Annotated in this window: 17 protein-coding genes; 12 read left to right on the plus strand and 5 right to left on the minus strand. The window is 43.0% G+C overall.

All coding sequences use genetic code 11. The features are described 5' to 3' along the window. The first annotated feature begins 192 nt into the window (after positions 1-192). Together AC23P2_RS09720 and AC23P2_RS09725 are read left to right on the plus strand one after the other, a co-directional pair. Positions 193-417: a hypothetical protein gene (locus AC23P2_RS09720; RefSeq protein ID WP_028522173.1), complete on the plus strand. Its 225-nt coding sequence runs from the start codon at positions 193-195 to the stop codon at positions 415-417. An 80-nt stretch (positions 418-497) separates the two neighbouring features. Further along, a complete protein-coding gene (locus AC23P2_RS09725; RefSeq protein ID WP_487773007.1) occupies positions 498-2,552 on the plus strand; it encodes a hypothetical protein in 2,055 nt (684 codons plus the stop codon). A 92-nt stretch (positions 2,553-2,644) separates the two neighbouring features. On the opposite strand, the gene AC23P2_RS09730 is transcribed toward AC23P2_RS09725, so the two are convergent. The 3 genes from AC23P2_RS09730 to AC23P2_RS09740 all read right to left on the minus strand — a co-directional run bounded on the left by AC23P2_RS09730 (position 2,645) and on the right by AC23P2_RS09740 (position 10,265). After that, positions 2,645-4,207 carry a RagB/SusD family nutrient uptake outer membrane protein gene (locus AC23P2_RS09730; protein WP_487773008.1) on the minus strand — a complete coding sequence of 521 codons (1,563 nt, stop codon included), beginning with the start codon at positions 4,205-4,207 and terminating at the stop codon, positions 2,645-2,647. Positions 4,208-4,239: 32 nt separating this feature from the next. Then, complete coding sequence (locus AC23P2_RS09735; RefSeq protein WP_487773009.1) at positions 4,240-7,419, minus strand: SusC/RagA family TonB-linked outer membrane protein; 3,180 nt, start codon at positions 7,417-7,419, stop codon at positions 4,240-4,242. Between the two features lie 740 nt (positions 7,420-8,159). Beyond that, entirely contained in the window at positions 8,160-10,265 is a 2,106-nt protein-coding gene (locus AC23P2_RS09740) for a S9 family peptidase (protein WP_487773010.1), read from the minus strand. Positions 10,266-10,413: 148 nt separating this feature from the next. On the opposite strand from AC23P2_RS09740, the gene AC23P2_RS09745 reads away from it, so the two are divergent. From AC23P2_RS09745 to AC23P2_RS09780, 8 genes are all read left to right on the plus strand, one after another. After that, positions 10,414-11,808: an aldehyde dehydrogenase family protein gene (locus tag AC23P2_RS09745; RefSeq protein ID WP_487773011.1), complete on the plus strand. Its 1,395-nt coding sequence runs from the start codon at positions 10,414-10,416 to the stop codon at positions 11,806-11,808. 130 nt (positions 11,809-11,938) lie between these two features. Then, entirely contained in the window at positions 11,939-12,250 is a 312-nt protein-coding gene (locus tag AC23P2_RS09750) for a type II toxin-antitoxin system HigB family toxin (protein ID WP_487773012.1), read from the plus strand. 289 nt (positions 12,251-12,539) lie between these two features. Then, positions 12,540-12,887 (plus strand): helix-turn-helix domain-containing protein, encoded by a 348-nt coding sequence (locus AC23P2_RS09755; protein ID WP_487773013.1) that lies wholly within the window; start codon positions 12,540-12,542, stop codon positions 12,885-12,887. Between the two features lie 15 nt (positions 12,888-12,902). Next, positions 12,903-13,349: a hypothetical protein gene (locus tag AC23P2_RS09760; protein WP_487773014.1), complete on the plus strand. Its 447-nt coding sequence runs from the start codon at positions 12,903-12,905 to the stop codon at positions 13,347-13,349. Between the two features lie 180 nt (positions 13,350-13,529). After that, entirely contained in the window at positions 13,530-14,288 is a 759-nt protein-coding gene (locus tag AC23P2_RS09765) for a glutamine amidotransferase-related protein (protein ID WP_487773015.1), read from the plus strand. Between the two features lie 55 nt (positions 14,289-14,343). Beyond that, positions 14,344-14,946: a hypothetical protein gene (locus AC23P2_RS09770; protein WP_487773016.1), complete on the plus strand. Its 603-nt coding sequence runs from the start codon at positions 14,344-14,346 to the stop codon at positions 14,944-14,946. A 92-nt stretch (positions 14,947-15,038) separates the two neighbouring features. Continuing rightward, positions 15,039-15,815, plus strand: coding sequence for a 3-keto-disaccharide hydrolase (locus tag AC23P2_RS09775; RefSeq protein ID WP_487773130.1), 777 nt, complete (start codon positions 15,039-15,041; stop codon positions 15,813-15,815). Positions 15,816-15,893: 78 nt separating this feature from the next. Continuing rightward, positions 15,894-17,270: a glycoside hydrolase family 30 protein gene (locus AC23P2_RS09780; protein ID WP_487773017.1), complete on the plus strand. Its 1,377-nt coding sequence runs from the start codon at positions 15,894-15,896 to the stop codon at positions 17,268-17,270. A gap of 33 nt (positions 17,271-17,303) precedes the next feature. Here AC23P2_RS09780 and AC23P2_RS09785 read toward each other — a convergent pair whose 3' ends face one another. Both AC23P2_RS09785 and AC23P2_RS09790 read right to left on the minus strand, forming a co-directional pair. Continuing rightward, positions 17,304-17,879, minus strand: coding sequence for a helix-turn-helix transcriptional regulator (locus AC23P2_RS09785; protein ID WP_487773018.1), 576 nt, complete (start codon positions 17,877-17,879; stop codon positions 17,304-17,306). A 705-nt stretch (positions 17,880-18,584) separates the two neighbouring features. Beyond that, positions 18,585-19,157: a helix-turn-helix domain-containing protein gene (locus AC23P2_RS09790; protein ID WP_487773019.1), complete on the minus strand. Its 573-nt coding sequence runs from the start codon at positions 19,155-19,157 to the stop codon at positions 18,585-18,587. Positions 19,158-19,393: 236 nt separating this feature from the next. Here AC23P2_RS09790 and AC23P2_RS09795 point away from each other — a divergent pair, with 236 nt between their 5' ends. Beyond that, positions 19,394-20,104 carry a LytR/AlgR family response regulator transcription factor gene (locus tag AC23P2_RS09795; protein WP_487773020.1) on the plus strand — a complete coding sequence of 237 codons (711 nt, stop codon included), beginning with the start codon at positions 19,394-19,396 and terminating at the stop codon, positions 20,102-20,104. A gap of 6 nt (positions 20,105-20,110) precedes the next feature. After that, positions 20,111-21,994: a sensor histidine kinase gene (locus tag AC23P2_RS09800; protein ID WP_487773021.1), complete on the plus strand. Its 1,884-nt coding sequence runs from the start codon at positions 20,111-20,113 to the stop codon at positions 21,992-21,994. Positions 21,995-22,028: the final 34 nt, after the last annotated feature.

A 22,028-nucleotide genomic window follows, 5' to 3' on the forward strand; every position in this document is an offset into this window, starting at 1 on the left:
TAGTGTCGAGTGTCGAGTGCAGAGGGTAGAATGTCGAATAGATTTTTTATTCGACATTCTGCACTCGACCCTCGACACTAAACCTTCGACACTCATTATCCACCATTCCAATTTGGCAGGAATTGAATTGATAGAAGTCATTTTATTTGTATAAAAATTAGATTTAATTTTGTATTTCTAAGCCTAGATACAATGAAAACTTTTAATTCTGTTGCTGAAAAAGAAGAATATTACGCCAAGCGCCGAAAGAAAGGCTTGATAGTTGGTGCAGTAGGGGCGGCTATTTTGGGGGGAGGATTTATTCTTCAGTATATTTTATACATGACGGGCCATTCGTTCAATGGAGTTATGTATTCGTTAACAACCATCGGCATTTGTCTTGTCATGTACGCTGCCGTCGAAATATTTGGTTGGTAAATTTATTCATTTCCATCTTTTTTCTCGTTTACAGATAATTTTTTGGCATTTTGGAGTTTTTAAAAGAAAAGACTTCCACAATGTTGAGATATGCTATTGCTGTGTTTTGGTTATTGCTCTTTGAGTTATTAACTTTTAAAGGGTGGGGACAGACCGAACGCATTTCGTTACGAGCCATGCTTTTGCTGAAAGCCCCTTCTGCTACCAAGACGTATATGGTAACAGACGAGGGAAAAGCAGGTACGTGGCGTTTTGATCCTAACGACCAAGATTCGCCCGCTAATGGTGGTACTGTGCTAGAAAGCAATCATCGGACGGTGAGAGGGAGATTCAAGCGGCAGTTTGACCCGATTACGGGGGTACATATTGATTGGTTTTTGGACAAGTCAATGTCAACAATCAACGGCGCTTTGTTGGAAGCGGTGAAAGTGAGTGAACGGGTAAACTTTGGGCCTAAAGCCTATGTCATTGCTCCAATGATGTTAACACCCGATGCGCTGTGGTCGCCGCAGCGGTTACGGTTTCACTTTCAAAATACGACCCTGCAAGCACAAAGTGGATTGAAAGTCGTTAAAATGTTAGAACTGCAAGATATTACCGAACTGACGCTTTCAGGGGTTGTTTTTTTGGATGGAAATGTAAAAAAAACGCAAATTGCGCAACCTTTGAACGAAGGAGGCAATGCTTTTTTGACCATTGTAGCTCCTTCTAATCGAGCTGCTTCTCGTTTAGAAATAGGATCGTTGACCATTCAAAATATGCCGATGTGCGGCGTGAATATTGTCACTCATAACGATGAACGAGACGAAGGATATCGCCGTATTTTGGTAAAAGCATTCCGAGAAATCAATGGTTATAACGGGCTCAATATCCAGAATGATGGATTTGCGGTGTGGGGTTTCAACGTCAAAGGAGCGCATCGTTCGGTGGTGATAGATTCGCTGTATGCGCTGCAAGACAATGAACCTTGGGGCGACGCGCCGATTGAAAAATCGTTTTATACCTTCACGTTTGAGAACCAAGTAGATCCGCAAGTTCATAAGCGAAAAGACACTCTCTACATCAAAAACCTGTATGCCAAATACCCTTGTTCTCTGATTTTATACACCCAGGCAGTCAATAACGTGCTGATTGATAACTACGTGATGGATGGTGTGCTTAGAAAGCCTGCGGTGGCCGATGAAAAAGCGTACCCAACCATGCTACGAAAAAACCTGTCGTGGGTTGGTTCCAAACATACTTGGACGTCGTTTAAAAGCCCGAAGAGTAGTTTTCGGGTAAAGAAAATGCGGATTCAGAACACCAATAAAGTGTTTATGAGTGAGTCGTCCATCAGCGACATCACGGGTTTGTGGCTCAACAAAGGCATTACGGGAGCCGTATTTGATTCCATCGAAACAGATGTTCGCATCAAACTCCACGGCGACGGCTATTACTTTGGGTTTCCTAATGTACCCGATGGTAGGCACCGAGTGGGGACGTTCATTAGTCATATTCCTGCCAAACGTAACTACGTTCAGCCATTGAGTGCTGATTTGACGATTGATAAATTACACATTGGGAGGGGCTCAGGGGTGATTTTTGCGATGGGAAATGCTAAAATTGGAAGTATCACGCAGGACAACGACAGCCGAGGAGTGTTTGAAAGTCGCGAGAATCGGTTTAAAAATGCCGACCTTTTGTACAATGGTTTTATTGTAGATAAGTGCCAAGCGACGGATATTCTATGGCGCTTTAATTGGTTCGTTAACCAAAAACAATTGACGGACGAAGCGACCGTTCAGGCGGGTGAAAGGTATGAATTTAAGAACTTTACGGGCAACAATTACTTAGAATCACACACGACATTTACGGCGTCCAACGAAACTTCATCGTACGTGACTGCGTACCGATACGATGGCGATGCGACGATTCAGCGCAACGTGGAGCAGTTTCTACAGTTTGTTGAATTTAATTGGACCAACGTCAAAATGAAATTGATTGATGGATCGTCTAGTAATTTTGCACGACGTTTTATGCCCACTAAATACACCGAAAAACCACTGCTTCTGAACCTATCTCGTAAGCCTAGGCCTTTGAAGGGCTGGAAAATGGATTGGAAAACCAGCGTGTTTACGCAATGTGTGATTGAGTAAAAGCCCATAAAAAAAGCTCCAATCGCCAAAACGATTGGAGCTTTTCAACAACTTCCCGAAAGTTTTAAACTTTCGGGAAGTTCACCCGATTCCTAGTTAGGATAACCTGGGTTTTGTGGTTTCAAGTTAGGGTTGTTAAGCATTTCTTGCTTTCCTAACGGCAACAACAAGTGTTTTTCTTGCAAAGCTTGGTTCGAGCTTAGGTTTACGTGACCAACAAAGTTGTCGAAACCGTTTGTCTTCTCGTTATATACTTTACGAAGACGTACCATGTCAAACCATGTGATTTGCTCATAGCACAACTCGTGCCAACGCTCTCTCCAAACCGCCTCGCGGAATGTTGTTTGCGTATAAGTACCAAGTGCAGGAGTGGTAAGCTGGGCACGATCTCTGATGCGTTTGAACGCGTCATACGCAGCTTGTGTAGGACCACCTACTTCGTTTTGAGCTTCAGCAAACAACAATAACACTTCAGCATAACGGATTTGAGGTACGTTCAAGTTGTTTTGACGACTACCAGCTGTACCAGAAGTACCATTTGCTGTACGGTTAAAGTGTTTGAAAATATAAGGCGCGCCTAGCTCAAAACGAGCTCCGTTTCCGTTGGTGAAATACGTTGTGTAAAAATAACCATCTTGGTCTTTAGCGCGTAAGTCACCTGCTTCGTACGACTTGTAGAAGAACGACGTAGGTACTGTACTTCCTGTTCCTGATGGACCGTTGTAGGTTACAGGTTTGAAGTTAGGATACATGTTATCCATTGGGTTACCAGCTACCGACGTGTTGTATTGAAGCATGAAAAGGTGCTCAATACGGTTCTTTGTGCTTTCCTTGTGAACGTCCTCGTAGGTAGGGAAGAGGTTAATCGTTCCAGGGTTTGCATTGGCGTAAGTGATTACTTCCAACGCTTTGTCTGCCGCTAGTTTATAGTGAGCCGCTCCTTTGTTAAGAGGGAAGCCAGCCATTGTCAAATAAACACGAGCTAGCTGTGCTTTCACCGCCGCCAAGTTAGCGCGTCCGCTTGCATCCATCCAAGCCAAACCAGCACTTTCTGCTGCCACCAAGTCATCAACAATAAGCTTATATACTTCTTCTTGAGGAGCACGACCTGGTTGGAAGTCTTCCGAAGCCGCCGTTTGAGGTTTTGTTACCAATGGAATATCACCCCATAAACGTACAGCCGTGAAGTAAGCAGAAGCTCTCAAGAAGCGAGCTTCTCCCAATACTTTCTTTTTCTGTGCATCGGGCATTGTTGTAATACCAGGTACTTTATCAATTACTTGGTTAGCTTGCGCAATTACTTTGTACAAACCGTTCCAATAGTTGACAACGTGCGCGGTGTTTCCGTCGTGAACCAACCCATAAAGGTTGTTCAAGTCAGAGTTTTGCGCCGTTTCGGTGGTTGAAGTTCCTGTAAGGGCTTCTAACAACTGCCAGTTTGACGAGAAAATACCCGCACCATCGCCCATGAAACGCAAGTCAGCATATACCGAGGCCAAAGCTGCTTCTGCGTGGTCTGGAATTGTATAGAAGTTATCGGGAGTAAGGTTTGAAGGGGCTTGTTCGCTCAAGAAATCCGAACAGCTCGAAGGCCCGATGAGAACGGCTCCGATAAGTGCGGCTTTTCCTAGGTTCTTTATAATGTTTAGTTGCATGATAATGTTCAATTTAAGTGAAAGAGTGTGAATTAGAACCCAACCTGAATACCCAACATGTAAGTAGTAGGTTTAGGGTAGTTGTGCCAAATCATCCCTTGTGAGAAAGCACTGTTACCGTCTCCTTGGTTGGTTGGAGTAACTTCTGGGTCACCAACAATCTTGTCTTTCAATGCCAAGAAGAAGTTTTGGGTAGTAGCATACACTCTTAGACGGCTCAACTTCAATTTACTTGTTACGTGGCTAGGAACTGTATAGCCCAACAAGAGGTTTCTACCACGAAGGAACGAACCATCTTTGATCCACCATGAGTCAACGTTAGTTACGTAACCTGCACGTGTATCACGGATTTCAGCAATCATCGAGTTTTGGTTTTGTGGAGTCCACGCGCCCAATACCGAAGTATAGCTGTTTGCCAATGCTTGACGGTCTTCACTTGCGTGAAGGTTCATCATCATAACGTCGTTTCCGTACGAGAACTGAAGCTCAAGAGTAAGGTCGAAGTTATTGTAACGGAACGTGTTTGTCATCGCACCCCATGATTTAGGGCTACCATTTCCGATGATGCTACGGTCAGCGTCAGTAATGGCTTTGTCACCGTTTACGTCAAGGTACTTGATGTCACCAGGAAGAATCGTCAAACCATTACGGTAGCTAGTGTATTTAGCTGCTTCTTCGCGCTCAGCTTCGCTCCATACGCCCAAACGCGTAAGTCCCCAGAACGAACCTACTGGCTCGCCGATACGGATGACGTTGGTTGGGTTAGTAAAGTTAGGACCACCTACGTTGAAAATGTCTGAAGGTGTTGCCAACGAAAGTACTTTGTTGCGGTTAAATGAAATGTTGAAAGTTGTATTCCACTGGAAGCCACCACGGTCGATGTTCACAGTGTTGATACCAAGTTCAAATCCTTTGTTTTGCATCGAACCAACGTTTTTACGGATTGTTCCGTAACCGCTTGTACGTGGTACTGGAGCATCCAAAAGCATGTCAGTTGTCTTACGATAGTAGTAGTCAGCTTCGATTGACACTTTTCCTTTGAAAAGAGAAATCTCTGCACCTACGTCAGCTTGAGCTGTTTTTTCCCAACGTAAGTCTGGGTTAGCCAAACGAGAAATACCTGTACCCGACACACGTGAGTCGTTATAGATAGTAGCATAGTTAGAGCTCAAAAGAGACAAAGAAGAGTAAGCTGGGATTTCTGAGTTACCTGTCAAACCGAAGCTAGTACGTAATTTCAAATTAGAAATAAACGAGTTGTTTTTCAAGAACTCTTCTTCAGACACACGCCATGCCAACGCTCCTGATGGGAAGAAGGCAAATTTGTGGTTTTCCCCGAATTTCGATGAACCGTCGGCACGTCCTGTTACTGTTACCAAGTATTTATTGGCCAATGAGTAGTTGATACGTCCAAAGTATGAGTTAAACGCAAAACGAGACGCTCCTGAGCCTACTGCAGGGTTAGTTGCACCTGCCCCTAAGTTGTTGTAAAGGAAGTAGTCTGTGGCAAAGTTGTTAATACTCGCACTCATAGAGAAGAGGTTCGTTTCTTGCCACGAAATCCCCAAAAGGGCGGTCAACGAGTGCTTGTCGCCAAACTGTTTGTTGTACGTCAAGTAGTTTTCCAACGACCAGAAACTCTCTTTACGGTTGCTAGTAGAAGCGTTACCGTTACCACCGATGTTGAGCGTACGCGTTTGCGACTGGTTGTTTTCTTGTGTTTGTACGTTGACACCAAACACCGTACGCATTTCAAGTCCTTTTGCAAGGTTGATGTTTGAGTACATACTTCCTACCGTTGTTTGGGTATTTAAGATGTAAGTACGGCCCATCAAACGGTGCAAAGAGCTCATTGTTCCTTCTGCATAAGGATAATCGCGGTTGTTGGCATACGTTCCGTCAGCGTATTTAGTAGGCATGAACGGGAAGTCTTCCACAATCTGACGAGCTACGGCATCACCTTGATCGACAATGTTTTCGCTTTGGTTATTGTAGCTCAATGTACCCCCTACTTTCAACCATTTTTTGATTTGATCGTCGATGGTAAAACGTCCAGAATAACGCTTCATGTACGAAGTTTTGAGAAGCCCTTGGTCGTCGCGGTAGCCCAATGAGAAGGAGTACTGCGTGCGCTCGTTACCACCGCTGAAACCCAACTGATGGTTTTGAGAAAGACTATTTTGTGACGTTTCTTTGAACCAATCGGTATCGTAAAGTGGGTTACCGTTGCTGTCAAAGATACGCGGGTCAGTGCGGCGGAGTTTAGGGTTTAAGTACGCCCATTTACCCGCTGCCCAACCTGTTGGGTCATACTTAGCCATGTTTGCCCATGCCAAATCTTCAACGGCAAGGTATTCTTTGGCGTTGAGTACTTGTGGACGGTTTGGCCCGATGGTGTTTACGCTGAAATCAGCATTGTAGGTAACAGTACCTTCGCCTGCTTTTCCTTTTTTGGTAGTTACCAAGATAACCCCGTTGGCGCCACGTGCCCCGTAAATCGCCGTAGAAGAAGCATCTTTCAATACTTCTACCGACACGATGTCGTTCGGGTTGATGTAGTCAATTGCCGAGCTAAATTGGTTTTGGTTTCCTTGTGGAAGCATCACCCCATCGACTACATAAAGTGGGTTGTTTGACGAGTTGATAGAGCTAAAACCACGAACACGAATCGTAGTACGACCACCTGGGCGACCAGAGTTAGTGTTTACTTGAACCCCTGGCATACGTCCCGAAAGGGCTTGCGTCAACGAAGGCGCAGGACGCTCCATGAGTTGTTCGGCTTTTACCGAACCTACGGCACCTGTTAAGTCAGATTTCTTCAAAGTACCATAACCGATAACGACGATTTCTTCAAGTACTTTGCTGTCCACTTTCATGGTCAGGTTAAGCACATTTTGGTTACCCACTACTACCTCCTGTGGCTCATAACCAACAAAAGAGAGAACCAATGTTGCTTTTTCAGGTACATCAAGACGGAACTGACCGTTTGCGTCAGTTACAGTTCCTTTTTGTGTTCCTTTGATGACGATACTTACCCCTGGCAGCGGGCTGTTGGTTTCGTCCACAATTTTACCAGTGATGGCCTTGTCCACGGCAGTGGCTTCAACAAGAATGGCGTGATTCCGCGTTGGCACTCCTGCTACAGGAGCTGCATAAGCGAAATGGAGGCAGGAGAGAGACAATAGGAGGGGCGCCGAAGAATTTCGTGCCATCCTAACAACCCGCCGGTGTGGTTGTAGTTTTCTTTTCATACAAGTTAGAATTCTGTGCTGGTGTGAGCAGCGTTTAGGGTGGAAAATAGGTTAAAGATATTAACTATCACCTCATACAAGGGACAAAACTAGGCAAACTACTCTATTGTTTTATAAAAAAAGTGTTAATAGATATAGGTATAATTTAATAATTTTATTAACTGTATGTCTTTTTATTTTCGCCTTACTTTATTTTATTATAAATATTATGGTTTGATGAACGCGCTGGGTTTTGGTATAAATAGTATAATAAAAGAAGAGTATTGGCTAAGAAGGATATTAATGTAGTTTGTTATGATTGAGTTTTAGGCATATTTTTTATTGTATTGCTCAAAATGTAACAAACAAAGTTTAGCGCTGGGTGTAATATTTTGGGTTTTACCTGTTAAAATATGTCTTTTAGTGAGTAAAAATAGACGGCATTTTTTGCAAAAAAAAGTTGCATATTTTGCAAACTGTAAGAACAGAGGGATTAATTAGTAGTTAAAGTGTAGAATATTGTACAAAATGAAGCGAAAGCAGATGAAATATGAAGTAGGAAAGATTTGTAAGAGAGTAAATTTTGCTAAAATTGAAAATGACACTAGATGATAGATTTTTAATCTATGCCTTATAATTTGAATGGGTCAGACAATAAGCCGATGGCTGAAAGAGTAACAGACTTACCAAGTTTTAAAAACTTGGTAAGTCTAGGTTACAACTTACAATTTCTTCAGAAAGAAGGCCGCAATGGCTTTGTTGACGTTGACCTGATTTTGGTGTTTCATAAAATGGTGAGTATCATCCACAATCACTAGGGTTTCGTGGTAAATGTTTTTATCTTCTAATCGGCGAACAAGGTCGGTGCTTTGGCTAAAGCGTACATTGCGGTCGTCGTCGCCATGAATGATAAGTACGGGCGATTTCCACGTATCCATATAGGCAATAGGGGATGATTTCCACGCCACTTCGAGGGCATACTGGGCATCGGGGGCGCGGTCGTACTGGTCGGGAAGTACCATGTTACGCGTACGCTCAATGGTGCGGTCATGTACACCGTGAACATCCACGCCCGCGGCAAAAAGCTGCGAATCTTTGCCCAAAGCCATTGCCGTCAGAAATCCACCGTACGAGCCCCCGTACACCCCAATTCGTTTGGAATCCACTTGGCTTTGTTTGGCAAGCCATTCGCCCGCGGCCTTGATGTCAGTGTATTCCGAAGCACCATAACCACCTCCATTTTTGGGATTATGAAACTCAAATCCGTACCCAATTCCCAAACGATAATTGACAGAAAGAACCACAAATCCCAAACTCGCTAAGTACTGATTCATGGCGTAGGCGTTGGCATAATAGTCGGAATAGTGCCAACCAAGGAGCATTTGACGAGGTGGCCCGCCGTGGATATAAACAATGGCTGGTTTTTTGGAAGGACTTCCCGCTTTTTCAAAAAGTTGTCCATGAACGGTAAAGCCGTCGGGGGTTTTGAAGGTAACTTGTTTGGGCGTCACCAACGACGACGCAGGATATTGGGCAGGAAGCTTGTCGGCCGCGAGGAGCTGAGGAGTAGCATTAGAAGTAAGCGCAAGTACGTGGGGCATGGGTGGGCGCTGGGAAGTAGCGCCAATGAATGCTATCGCTGCGCCATCGCCAGTTAAAACAGGCGACCATTCTAATCCTGAGCCTGGGGTAATGACTTGCATATCGGCGCGGTCAACGGATACTTTTACTACGTGGCGACGGTCGATGTCGAGCGGGTCAGTACCTGCATTGGCCGTAAATAATAGCGTTTTTTTGTCAGAACTCAGTTGAATATGTTCACACATAAAATTGCCAGGAGTCAGTAAAATAGGCGCCCCTCCTGACTCGGCCAACGAGTACAAATGTGGCCAACCGTCGTGGTATGATAAAAAGATAATGCGGCTGGCCGCCCAGTGTAAATTGGTAGAACCGTGGGTGGTGGGAAAGGTGCCATTCAGGCGCTTGGGTGATGTCCAGATAGGCGTTGTCGTACCCGTTGAAAAATCGAAGGTAAGAATCGACCAAGGAGTAGGACGGCGGGCCAAAATAGAATCTGGCTTTCCGCCGAGACCGTTGGTGCGAACAAAAACTAATTTTTGACCGTCGGGCGACCAGCGTGGCGATTGATCACGTTTGAATTGCGGGTCAATCCACCGAATAGGTGTTTGGGCATCGGTATAGACACCAATAAACTGGTGGTCGGTGCGGTTGGATTGGAAGGCAATGCGGCTACCGTCGGGCGACCAAACGGGTAAACTATTGGTGCCACGGGACGTAAAAAGCACCGTAGCAGGTGCGGCACCGTCGATGGGTACGGTATAAATTTGTCCCCCTCTAGTGTATGCTACCTTATCACTTTTGGGAGAAATGACGGGGTTTTCGCCTTCGCCTAGCGATTTGGGCTCTCCTCCCGAAAAAGGAATACACCATACTTGGACTTTGGTTGGTACAGGATGAAAGCTAGGGTTGACAGGGAGCTCGTCGTTCCAGTTGGAACCGTGGTCGCCCCCGCGAACATAAATGACCCATTTTCCGTCGGGTGAAATGGCCACACTACTAAGTTCTTGCCCATCGTCTTGGAGATAATTAGTGAGACGACGAGCGGTAAACGTTGGTCCTTCGGCGACGTAAATGTTGCGCTGACCTTGTTCATTAAAAGCCCAAGCAATGCGAGAACCTGTGGCAGCAGCGGTGAGTTCGTTGGGAAACGGATACGCTTTAAGGGCATCCATGTCAAGTTGTTGGGCAAAAATAGCCATCCAGCCACCCAAAATGAGGTGAATAAAGAGGGTGTAGAAAAATTTCATACGATTAGGTTTGCGATGTTCTCAAATGTACAAAATAAAGTAGTACCATCGGAGGTAAATTCGGCCTTTTGGGAGGTAGTATGCGTAGCGGCTTTGCTGTATTTTAAAAATTAACCCGTATTTTTCGGACTTATATGTCACCAAACTGATGAAAACGTTTCAAGTCATTTCTCCTGTCGATGGCTCGGTTTATTTAGAACGCGAGTACGTTACAGCTTCCCACATCGAAACAGTATTAACTACTGCCAAAGCTGCCCAAAAAGCATGGAAAGCCGTTCCGCTGTCGGAACGTATTGCCATTTGTGAACGAGCAGTTGCTTATTTTATCGAACATGCCGACGCCATCGGCACTGAGCTAACGTGGCAGATGGGACGTCCCATTGCTTATACTCCCAACGAAATCCGTCGAGGTTTTCAGGAGCGCGCGCGTTATATGATGCAAGCCGCTATAGGGGCTCTGTCTGACGTCTCAGTGTCTGAAAAAGATGGTTTTCAGCGTTTTATTCGCCGCGAAGCCCTTGGGACAGTCTTTGTTGTAGCCCCTTGGAACTACCCTTATTTGACGTCGGTCAATGTGGTTATTCCTGCCTTGTTGTCTGGAAATACCGTTATTCTGAAACATGCGCAACAAACCCCCCTTTGCGCCGAGCGCTACGCCGAAGCCTTCAAAGCGGCGGGCTTGCCAGAAGGCGTGTTTCAATATATTCATACGACCCACGACTACGTAGCACGAATCATTGCCGACTCTCGCGTTGATTTTGTGGCATTTACGGGTTCGGTACCGGGTGGTCACGCAGTGCAACGGGCAGCAGCCGAGCGTTTTATCGCAACAGGCTTAGAGCTTGGGGGAAAAGACCCTGCCTACGTTCGAGCGGATGGGAATGTGGCATTTGCGGTTGAGAACCTTGTGGACGGGGCGTTGTTCAATTCGGGGCAATCGTGTTGTGGAATTGAGCGCATTTATGTTCACGAAAAAGTCTATGACGAGTTTGTACACGGTGCGGTGGACTTGGTCAACAAATACATTTTAGGGAATCCGTTTGACGCAGGTACGCACCTTGGACCGATGGTGCGTACGTCGGCGGCGGAGTTTGTGCGTGAGCAAATCCGTGAAGCAGTAAGCCAAGGTGCCGATGCACTGATTGACCCTTCATTGTTTCCAAGCAATCAGGTAGGGACTCCTTATTTAGCACCTCAGTTGTTGGTAAACGTCAATCACTCGATGCGCATTATGACGGAAGAAACGTTTGGGCCTGCCGTCGGAATTATGAAAGTGAGCAGTGATGAGGAGGCGATTGCGTTGATGAACGACAGCGATTATGGGCTTACGGCATCGGTGTGGACGGGGGATGCCGAAGCGGCACTTTTCATTGGAAATCAGATTGAAACAGGTACGTGGTTTATGAATCGTTGCGATTATCTCGACCCAGAATTGGCGTGGACAGGCGTGAAGGATTCGGGGCGTGGTTGTACTTTGTCAGCCTTGGGTTATGAAGCGCTTACACGACCAAAGTCTTTCCATTTGCGCGTGGGAGGGTTTTAATTATAATTAATAGAATTTCAAAAAGTTTCCTAAAGGTAAACAAATTTGTTTACCTTTAGGAAACTTTTTGAATGCTCAACAGCCAAATTGTATAAAGTTGTTGTTGTAAGTGCTTTAAAAATAGTAAGTTATGGTAAATGTGTTGTCTACAAGGACTTTAAACTATTATATCCAAAAATACCCTGAAGCAGGAGAAGCATTGCGAAAACTATACAAAGAATTGGAGAAGAGTGAGTTTAATAATTTTAATGAGTTAAAGGCTGTTTATGGAAATGCGAGCGTTGTAGGAGATAGCCGAATTATTTTTAATGTTGTAGGGAATAGATATCGCCTGATTATTAGAGTTAATTTTCAGTTTAAACGGATGATGATAAAATGGTTTGGAACACATGAAGAATATAATTCTGTTGATGCAGCAACGATTGAATATATCCATGAATGAAATAGCATAGCGATTACTTTTAAAAGGGGAGATACTAACTAACTGACTGATTTTTCAAAAGAATACTGATTCAATTTTAAGATAAAGTACTCATCGTAAAATCGCCACGTTAAATCCTATCATTTAGGGATTGAAATTTTTAACATACCTTAATTATGAGCTGATTCTGGACGATGGCGATATTCTTCCAGAGTAATTGCCAGAAGGACAAGGATTGAAGTCACAAAAAGGAAAAAACTAACTCTACAAATCGGAAGAAATTCTTCTGATTCACAAAAGAATAAATAAAATGAACCACGTTTTGAGAACCGAAAAAGATTACAACGATGCTCTTCTTCGAATTGATCAAATTTTTGATGCAGCTCCAGGTACACCAGAAGGGGACGAGGCTGAGTTACTTGTAGTTTTAATAAAAGATTATGAAAATAAATATCATCCTGTTCTACCTCCAGATCCAATTGAAGCAATCAAATTGACATTAGACGAAAGAGGAATGAAAGCAAAAGATTTGGTAGGGCTAATTGGTTCCAAAGGATATGTTTCGCAAATACTAAACCGAAAAAAACCACTAACTGCGGAAATAATGCGGATATTGAATCGACAATTAGGAATTCCTGCTGATATTTTACTTTCGTAGCCATGACGAGCTTTTATGAAACGACTTTTGTTGCTTTTCTGGATAATTGCTTGGTCTGAGGTGGGGCAGGCGCAACAGCGTACCACCCTGTTTTTTGAAGGTTTTGGAACGGGGTTATTGACGTCGATTGGGGTTGACCAGTTGGTAAAAACCACCCCTTCTTATAAAATAGCCCTCAATGGAGCGCTTGGCTTTTTTCCATTCAATGGACGAAAAATGTATTCTGTTCCTGTTTCGGGGAGTTTATTGTTTGGAAGAGAATCTCATTTCTTTGAGCTAGGAATTGGAATGGCGTATGTCCAGTTTAGACAGCATTGGAAAACGTCAATGATATTTTTCGATGATATGGGTATGTATCCTACATCCGAGAAGTATCATGTGAATAAACTTGTAGAACGAGAACAGTATCTCTTCGTGACCACCCGTGTGGGGTATCGTTTCCAAAAGCCAGAAGGTGGATAGTTCTTTAAGGTTGGCTTTACTCCATTAAGTTCTATTTTTTGGGAAGATAAAAGTATTTATAAGGGAGATAACCCATACCCTTCGATAACACATAGTAAAAGCTGGGGGAAAATCGACCGCAAATTCTTGTTATGGGGTGGAGTGGGGGTAGGTTATACATTGAAATAAGTGATACACAAAGTGAAAAACACCATAAAAATCGGCCTTTTAGAGTGCGACCACGTTCGCGATGAATTTCGACACATTGCGGGAGACTATCGAAATATGTTCCCAGCTTTGTTTCTACCCCTTGCTCCCGAATGGGAATTTACTTTTTATGACGTCTCCAATGGGCATTTCCCAGCGTCGGTCGATGAGTGCGACGCGTACTTGAGTACAGGTTCTAAGTTTTCGGTTTATGACGACGAACCGTGGATTCATACCCTAAAAGCATTTGTGGCAGATTTGTACGCGCACCAAAAAATCTACGTAGGCGTTTGTTTTGGGCATCAACTTCTGGCGGAAGCATTGGGAGGGAAAGTACAAAAATCGTCGGTGGGGTGGTGCGTAGGCGTGCATCGGTTTACAGTTTCGGGTTTACAGTTTACCGTTTCAGGTTTGCCTCTGGAGGGAAGTTATCCACAATGGATGCAACCTTTTCAACAAAACGTCAATTTATTGATGATGTGCCAAGACCAAGTACAGGTATTACCACCCGACGCGCAGGTACTTGCTACTGCTGCCGATTGCCCAGTGGCCATGTTTCAAGTAGGCCAGCGGATGTTGGGCGTGCAAGCGCATCCCGAATTTACGGTTCCTTACGAAGAAGCGTTGATGGGGTCGCGGGTGGAGCGAATTGGCACAACCAAAACCCAACAAGGCTTAGAAAGCTTATCTCAGCCCTTAGATAGTGTCTTGGTGGCGCGTTGGATTGTGGAGTTTGTGGCGTCAAGGTTGTAAAAAAAGCGCGAAAGCGCGTTATTTGCCGCTTCAATTTGTCATAACACCCCACTACATGGTTTTTGCGCAATTTCAAGTCAGCGAGCTGGCAGAGTTTCTCAAGTACGGTATTTCAGGATTGAGCGCGATTGCGTTTATTTTATCGTTTTTTTTGCTCAACCGTGAAAGTAGCCGTCCGAAGCCACGCCCCGAAATGCTGCGTTCGATTCGGATGTTTATGGGCCTGACGTTGGTGCTGGGGCTGGTGTCGGGCGTTGCAGCCATTATGAATCCCGAAAGTTCGCCCAAACCAGAAAAAACAAAAACGACTACAACACCGACGAAAAAAGCCTCATTGATTAGTAAAATTACCAGCCCGCGAAAAGCGTGGGTCGTCGAGGTTTTTTATGATGCAGGGGCGAAACCATTGGCTGAGCAACTGGCTGAAGAGTTGGCTGCTTATAAAGAATATGAAGTAAAAACAACGCAGTTGTCGTCATCAAGAAAAAAAGAATTAAAAATAACCCGTAGTCAAATTCGTTACGAACTCATTGAAAAAGAGGGGGCTATGCAGTTGCAAAAACGTTTGACTAAAATACTTCCCCAAGATGTAAGCCTCAGTCTAAAACAGATTACATCATCATCGCCCGATTATTTAAGCATCTTTGTATGCGATTAATGCGTACGGAACGTTAAAAAGACCAACCGTTTGACTTTGTAGAAAAAAAGGTTGTTTGATTCGTAAAACTTTTAATTTCTAATACACCCATGATGAAAAAAACGCTCCTTACTGCGTCGCTCGTCGCTTGTGCTGCTGCCGCTTTTGCACAAGGTTATCCAGGTACTCCTCCTGCGGTTTCGCCTATGCCAATGAAACCCGAAATGACTGAAATTTGGGAGCCTGAAGTAGCAACCGTTACTCCAGCTAAAAACCTTGGAGATGCACCTTCGGATGCTATCATCCTTTTTAATGGTAAAGACTTATCTCAGTGGGTTTCTGCCAAAGATGGTGGCCCTGCCCCTTGGAAAATTGTCAACGGCGATTACCTCGAAGTAGTGCCTAAAAGTGGTGACATCAAAACTAAAATGAAATTTGGTGATTGCCAGTTACACCTTGAATTTAGCGCTCCTGACAAAGTTGAAAGCGCAGGCCAAGGACGTGGCAATAGCGGGGTTTTCTTCCAAGATCGTTATGAGTTGCAGATTTTGGATTCATACCAAAACCGTACCTACCGCAATGGGCAAGCAGGAAGTATTTACAAAGACCACGCGCCGCTCGTTAATCCAATGCGTAGCCCATCGGAGTGGAATGTGTATGACGTAGTATATACGGCACCGCGTTTCAAGCCAGATGGCCGTTTGGATGCTCCTGCTCGTATCACTGTATTTTTGAATGGAGTGTTGGTACAAAACAATACCACCATCAACGGTCTAACGCTTTACATCGGTCTTCACCACTACCCAGAAGCACATGGAGAGGACGTAATTCACCTCCAAGATCACAATAACGCGACTCAGTTCCGCAACATCTGGATTCGCAGACTGTAATCGTTGTATAAACTGCACGCACAGCCCCGAAAGAACACTTTTTGGGGCTGTTTTTTTAGAAACCTATCTATTTGAATTATGAAGAAGTACTACTGTTATGTGCTCTTATTATGGGCGTCAGTTGGACGTGCCCAACAGACGGAAATTTGGCTTACCAAAGCTGATAAATCGGTTCTTTTTCAAAAACAAACCGAGAAGTTGTCGTTTGGAGCCAATACCAATACGCTTCCAAGTATTTATGTTGATGACACCAAAACGTTTCAAAAAATGGATGGTTTTGGATATACCCTCACGGGAGGGAGTGCGCAATTGCTGGCTTCTATGAAGCCCACTGAGCGTGCAAAATTGCTGAAAGAGCTCTTTGCCACGGATCAAAATAACATTGGCGTGAGCTATTTACGCATTAGCATTGGGGCATCTGACTTGAGCAACCACGTGTTTACCTACAACGACCTACCAGCGGGCCAAACCGACCCAACACTGACAAAATTTACGTTGGCAGAGGAAAAAAAAGAACTCATTCCTGTGTTGAAAGAAATACTTTCGATAGCGCCCTCGCTCAAAATCATGGGCTCACCTTGGACGCCGCCTGCGTGGATGAAAACCAACGCTACCTCGAAAGGTGGAAGTTTGAAGCCTGAATTTTACGATGTATATGCCCGCTACTTAGTGAAATACATTCAAGAAATGCAAAAAGAAGGGATTCAAATAGACGCAATCACGGTACAAAACGAACCCCTCCATCCAGGAAATAACCCAAGTTTATTGATGTCCCAAGATGAACAAGCTGCGTTCATCAAAAAGAGCCTTGGGCCAGTATTTAGAAAGGCTAAAATTGGTACAAAAATCTTGATTTACGATCACAACGCCGATCGCCCCGATTATCCCATCAGCATTTTAAATGACTCCGAAGCGCGTCAGTACATCGATGGTTCGGCGTTTCATTTGTACGGGGGAAGTATTGAAAGCCTGAGGGATGTTCACGAGGCTCACCCAGATAAAAACCTGTATTTTACCGAACAATGGATAGGTGCACCTGCTAATTTTGGGGGTGATTTGATGTGGCATCTTAAAAATCTAGTCATTGGAGCGCCGCGCAATTGGTGTAAGACGGTCTTAGAGTGGAATTTAGCCGCTGATCCACAGCAAAAACCCTATACCGAAGGCGGATGTACCGCTTGTTTGGGCGCACTTACTATTGGCGAAACGATTGTTCGTAATCCTGCTTATTATATCATTGCGCACGCGTCAAAATTTGTTCGACCCAATTCTGTACGTATAGCATCAAACGTCACAATGAGCCTATCAAATGTCGCATTTAAGACACCAGATGGCAAAACGGTACTTATTGTTATCAACGAAAGTGATAAACCAATAGCGTTTAATATTCGTTACAAAAACAAACAAATTACGCCAACGCTCGAAGGAAAAACCGTAGCAACGTTTGTTTGGTAATGGTGTGGATAAGGTGGTTGGTTGTGTGGAAAACTATCGGTAATGTTCAAGTTGGTACTTTTTAGGAGTGATTCCAAAGTGTTTTTGAAACATCTTATTAAACTTGATGGCAGAGTTGTTACCATAACCAACTATTTTGGCTACTTCGTTGCAAGTGAGTCCTTTACGTAGAAGCTTGCCAGCGTATTCCATTCGCTTTGATAGGTAAAGTTGATAAAATCTTTGGCCATAAATCCGCTTAAACAGTGTTCGGAATTGGCTAGGGGTTATGTGTAATTGAGATGAAATCTCGAACTCAGTAGGTATTGATTGACTTGATTGTTTTTGAATATAATAACTGTGCGCCCATTCAATTTTTTGGCGCAGTGTAAGTTGTGACAATAGCTCTTCGGGTATTATTTCTTGTTTGGAAGTAGGGGTAGATACTGACATTGGGATATTTTTTTGCGCAGTTGGTGAAGCAGCTTGGTAAACTAATTCGAAAGAAATTTGCTGAGCCATTAAAAATGATAAAAGTGCAGGAGTATCTTGCTGCTCAATTTGAATACAGACCGTTAATTTTTGATTTTTAATAGCTTCACTTGGGGAGGAAATAGGGTAATTATTCATACTGCATCAATGTTTAATTGTTCAAATTACTTATAGGGTAAATACAAAAGAGTTAGAACGACTTTTGATGAAACCTTGGAAATTTTAACTTGATGCAAAGTATGTGTACCTTTTGGAAATATGCTATTTTAGGGGGTGGACAATTAAGGTGGACACTTTTTAAGTATCTAATAGATAGGTGTTTATGCTGAAGTGATACAAACTTTCTCCATATACTTTTTTAAATGCGCTTTTAAATTTCGTAGGCGAAATCGCTGCTTCGCTTGCTAACACTTGAGTTGTAGGGGGGGATATTATTTAAAAGTAGCCTCTCTGCTTTTATCAAAGCATCAATGTCACCTTTTTTAAAGTTATGTTTAATGGGGCTTTGTTGCATGGCTATGTTGGCTGGTATTTAACAGTCTTTTGGCATCCCCAATTTAGTGAATTGATCTAGGCAGTTGGCTTTGACTTGAGCCTCGGTTTGCTAGTGGGTCAACAATCGTGTAGCTAACCGTTCGCCAAAGCAAGCCTTTACCTGATCGTAGGCGCTATCACCCCCTACTTTAGCAAATAGTCGGCTTAATATCAACTCCGTGCTTTCTGACCTTATTATAGTGCTTTTTTATGCAGCTTGTAATGATTTACTATAGCCATGCAACAAAGTAAGTTTGAAAGGCTTTCGAAATAAAACTGTGTTAAACGAAAAAATAAACCAATACAACTTTATCTAATACCCAAGTTTTTTTCTGCAAAATTTTGTTGGAATTTTTTGGGCGTTATTTGAAAGTGTTTCTGAAACATTTTGCTAAACTTAATAGGGTGAGTATAACCTATGGCATCCGATACTTTTTGAGCTGTATAACCCATTTTTAGCAATTCGGCAGCATAGTTCATTTTTCTTTCCAAATAGTACTGATAGAACGTTTTTCCGTATTTACTCTGGATTTTCGCATTCATGCTGTTGCTTTTTATCCCAATTTTTTCTGCAATGATCTCAATCGTAGGTATTACTCCGTTCTCTAAATACTCATTGATAAGTCTATCTAATCTATCCCAAAAAAATTCTTGAATATTAGGGTATCGTTCTACAATTGACCCATTTGCTAAAGGCGAAGGGGCTGTAACCGTTGTTTGCTCGTTGTTATCTAAAGAGCAAGAGTAGTTTAGTTTGAAACAAACCCCTGTTTGGAACAATGTAGTAATGATTTGTGATAGGTCTTTTACTTCAACAGATAAAATAATCTGCGTTTTGCCATTAATTGGTGTGTTTTGGCTTGGAAGATTCATCGCTTTCATACCTTGAATATTTAGTATATACATCGAAAAATTGTACATTTTTTGGTAAATAACAGCAATTATTTACCCATCTTTGTTCAGATAACACCATTATGTGTATGTAAAGCGAAAAAAGTATATGTTAAAAAAAGAAAAAGCAATATGTCACCAAATTGTAGCAGAATATCCCCAAACGAACCGAAGGTTTTTGAGTTGGAATAGAATGGCATCACCCTATTTTAAAACGTCATAGTTTAATGCTCAAAGTACTAATCATAGAAGATGACATTATTTGGCAGATTAAACTACAGGTAATGTTGGAGGAGTTTGGTTTTTCTATTCAGCTTTCGACTTCACTGGAGGAAGCCAAACAGTTGTTGACGACCGAAACACCGCACATCATTTTGTCAGATGTCCGTTTACCCGATGGCTCAGCCTTAGAGTTCTTTCATCTTTATCCTATTAATATTCCTATCGTTTTTGTGACCGAATACGCTGACCGCCAATATGTAGAACAGGCGCTTGAGATTCCCTTTAGTTTATTTTATGTGAAGCCTTTTCATCCGCTTACGTTGGTGGCAGCTATACAATCAGCGTATGCAAATTTCAGAAATACTAAGACAGAAGATTTACCCGTCAGAACGCTCAAAGTACCCATACGTTACGGTAAAAAAGTAGAAATACCTTTCAGTAATATATGTTGGATTGAGGTAGAAGGCAATTATTCCACGCTTCAAACTACCGACCGAAAATACGTACAAAAGCTTTCCTTTAGTAAATTATTACCAGAGCTTGATGAGCAATTTGTCCAAATTCATAAATCTGCCATTGTGAATCGAAATTACATTACAAAAATTAACTTGGTGAATGATACGATACTTGTCCGTGATCGTGTGTTTCCAATCGGTCGCTCTTTTCGAAAAGGGCTCATTGATCGGCTAGACAAACATAAATATTTTTATTCTTGACAAATTGTGAAACGCTACTTCTGCACTTTTTTAAGTATTATTCTTTGTGGGGCTTTTTTTTGTTCAGCACAAAAAACGCCTTTTACTTTTGCCGATGCTTACCCAGTTACCAATATTGATAGCCTTGATAATTGGCTCAAAGCCCATCCACAGCCAACCGACGAAAGGCTAAAAAACTTAATACGACTGTATCGAATCCCTTATATTAATAAAATTCCCCAAAGTCACTATTTGGGGGAAATTAGTCAATTGTCAGAACACCTGAAGCAGCCTGTAGGTAAAATAATTAGCGACTTTTGGAGCAGCTCCGATTTTGAAGATAAAGTACAAGCCCTCAAACAATTTGAATCACTAAAAGATACTTCAGGGATAATTTATGTACTTACGAAACTGGTTCGTTCCAACTATGACATGGGTTTGCTAGGGACAGGAGACCAATACGCTGCCGAGAGCTACTTAATTCGAGCAAAACAATTATTGAAGGCTCGTTTTAATGTTCATGATTTTTTTGCAGTCACCAATGCAGAGTTTGTTTATCATGGTGCGAAAGAAAACAGTAACCACGAAGCTGTTTTACAGTCGCTGACCAAGGCATTGCGATTGTGTGAAAGTGCTCCTGAATATCGGTACGCGTGGATGTTATTTAAAGGAAATATTGCCGTAACGCATTTTTATCGGAAAGATTATGCAGCTTCTTACGCCATCAACAAAGAGATTTTGGCGCATCTCCAATCTAGCCAGCTGATAGGAGCTAAGATTATGTTTACACAAAACTTAGCCAATGACTGTAAGTTTTTAAAACGCTACGATGAGCGGTTGGCGTTGTGTAAGAAGATAAGCACACTGATTCGCCCCTATCCCAAAAGTGTTATTCCTAATGATTATTTAAACTTTTATGTAGCGTATAAGGAAGAAATGGATCTCCGAGGGCATTACCGCGAAGCGTCACAATATGGCGATAGCATTGTGATGATACAAGATACCATTTATAATATGGAGCGAGAACGAAAATTGATTGAGTTTGAGGCCAAAAATAAACAAAGCCAAATTGCGGAACTAACTCTCCAAAAACGCGATACGGAAAATCGTAACCGTTTTATAATGACTTTGTTGGCTATTTTTGTCGTCGTGGCACTCGCTTTGGGTTATTTGGGTGTCCGTTTAAGACAAGCAAACACCCGCCTCAATGACCTCGTACAGCTGCGGGATGAGTTTATTCGTATTATTGCGCATGACTTGCGGCGTCCTCTACACGCTTTTTACGGCCTAAGTGAAGTATTTAGCAAACTTCTTCAACGGGGTGACCAAGCGGCGATTGTTAAACTCTCTCAGTCGATTGATCAATCAGGATTGTATATTCGCCAAATGCTTGACAACTTGTTGTACTGGGCGTTGTCTCAAAAAGGGAAGTTGGGTCTCCAGTCAGTTACGTTTGTTCTTCAACCTCAGCTAGAGGCGCTCGTTTCGGTGTATAGCGCTGTTACGCTCGTTAAAGGAGTTGGGTTAACTTATACTTGCCCCCCTCACTTGACTATACATACCGATCTAAATGCCTTTAATCTCATTTTGCGTAATCTCATTGATAATGCCACCCAACATACAGCTGCTACGGGAACCATTCATATTGAAGTTCAGCCCGCTACCGAGCCAAATGAAGTGCAAATTAGTATTAGCGATGACGGTAAAGGCATGACAGAAGCGCAATTGCACTTGATCAGAGAGGTAATGACAACGCCTCAGCGTTTTCAGCCCAAGCAACATAATCTTGGCTTGGGGTTAATCATTGTCAGTACCTTTGCTCAACAGGCTGGAATTAGGATGAGGGTAAAGAGTAAGCAAGGACAAGGTACAACTTTTGAATTGTACGTTAAATTGGGTGTGTCGGCCTGAGATGGGCGCAATTTAACGTTCTACCCAATAGTAT

This window comes from Runella sp. R0.1_18, from assembly GCF_057652155.1.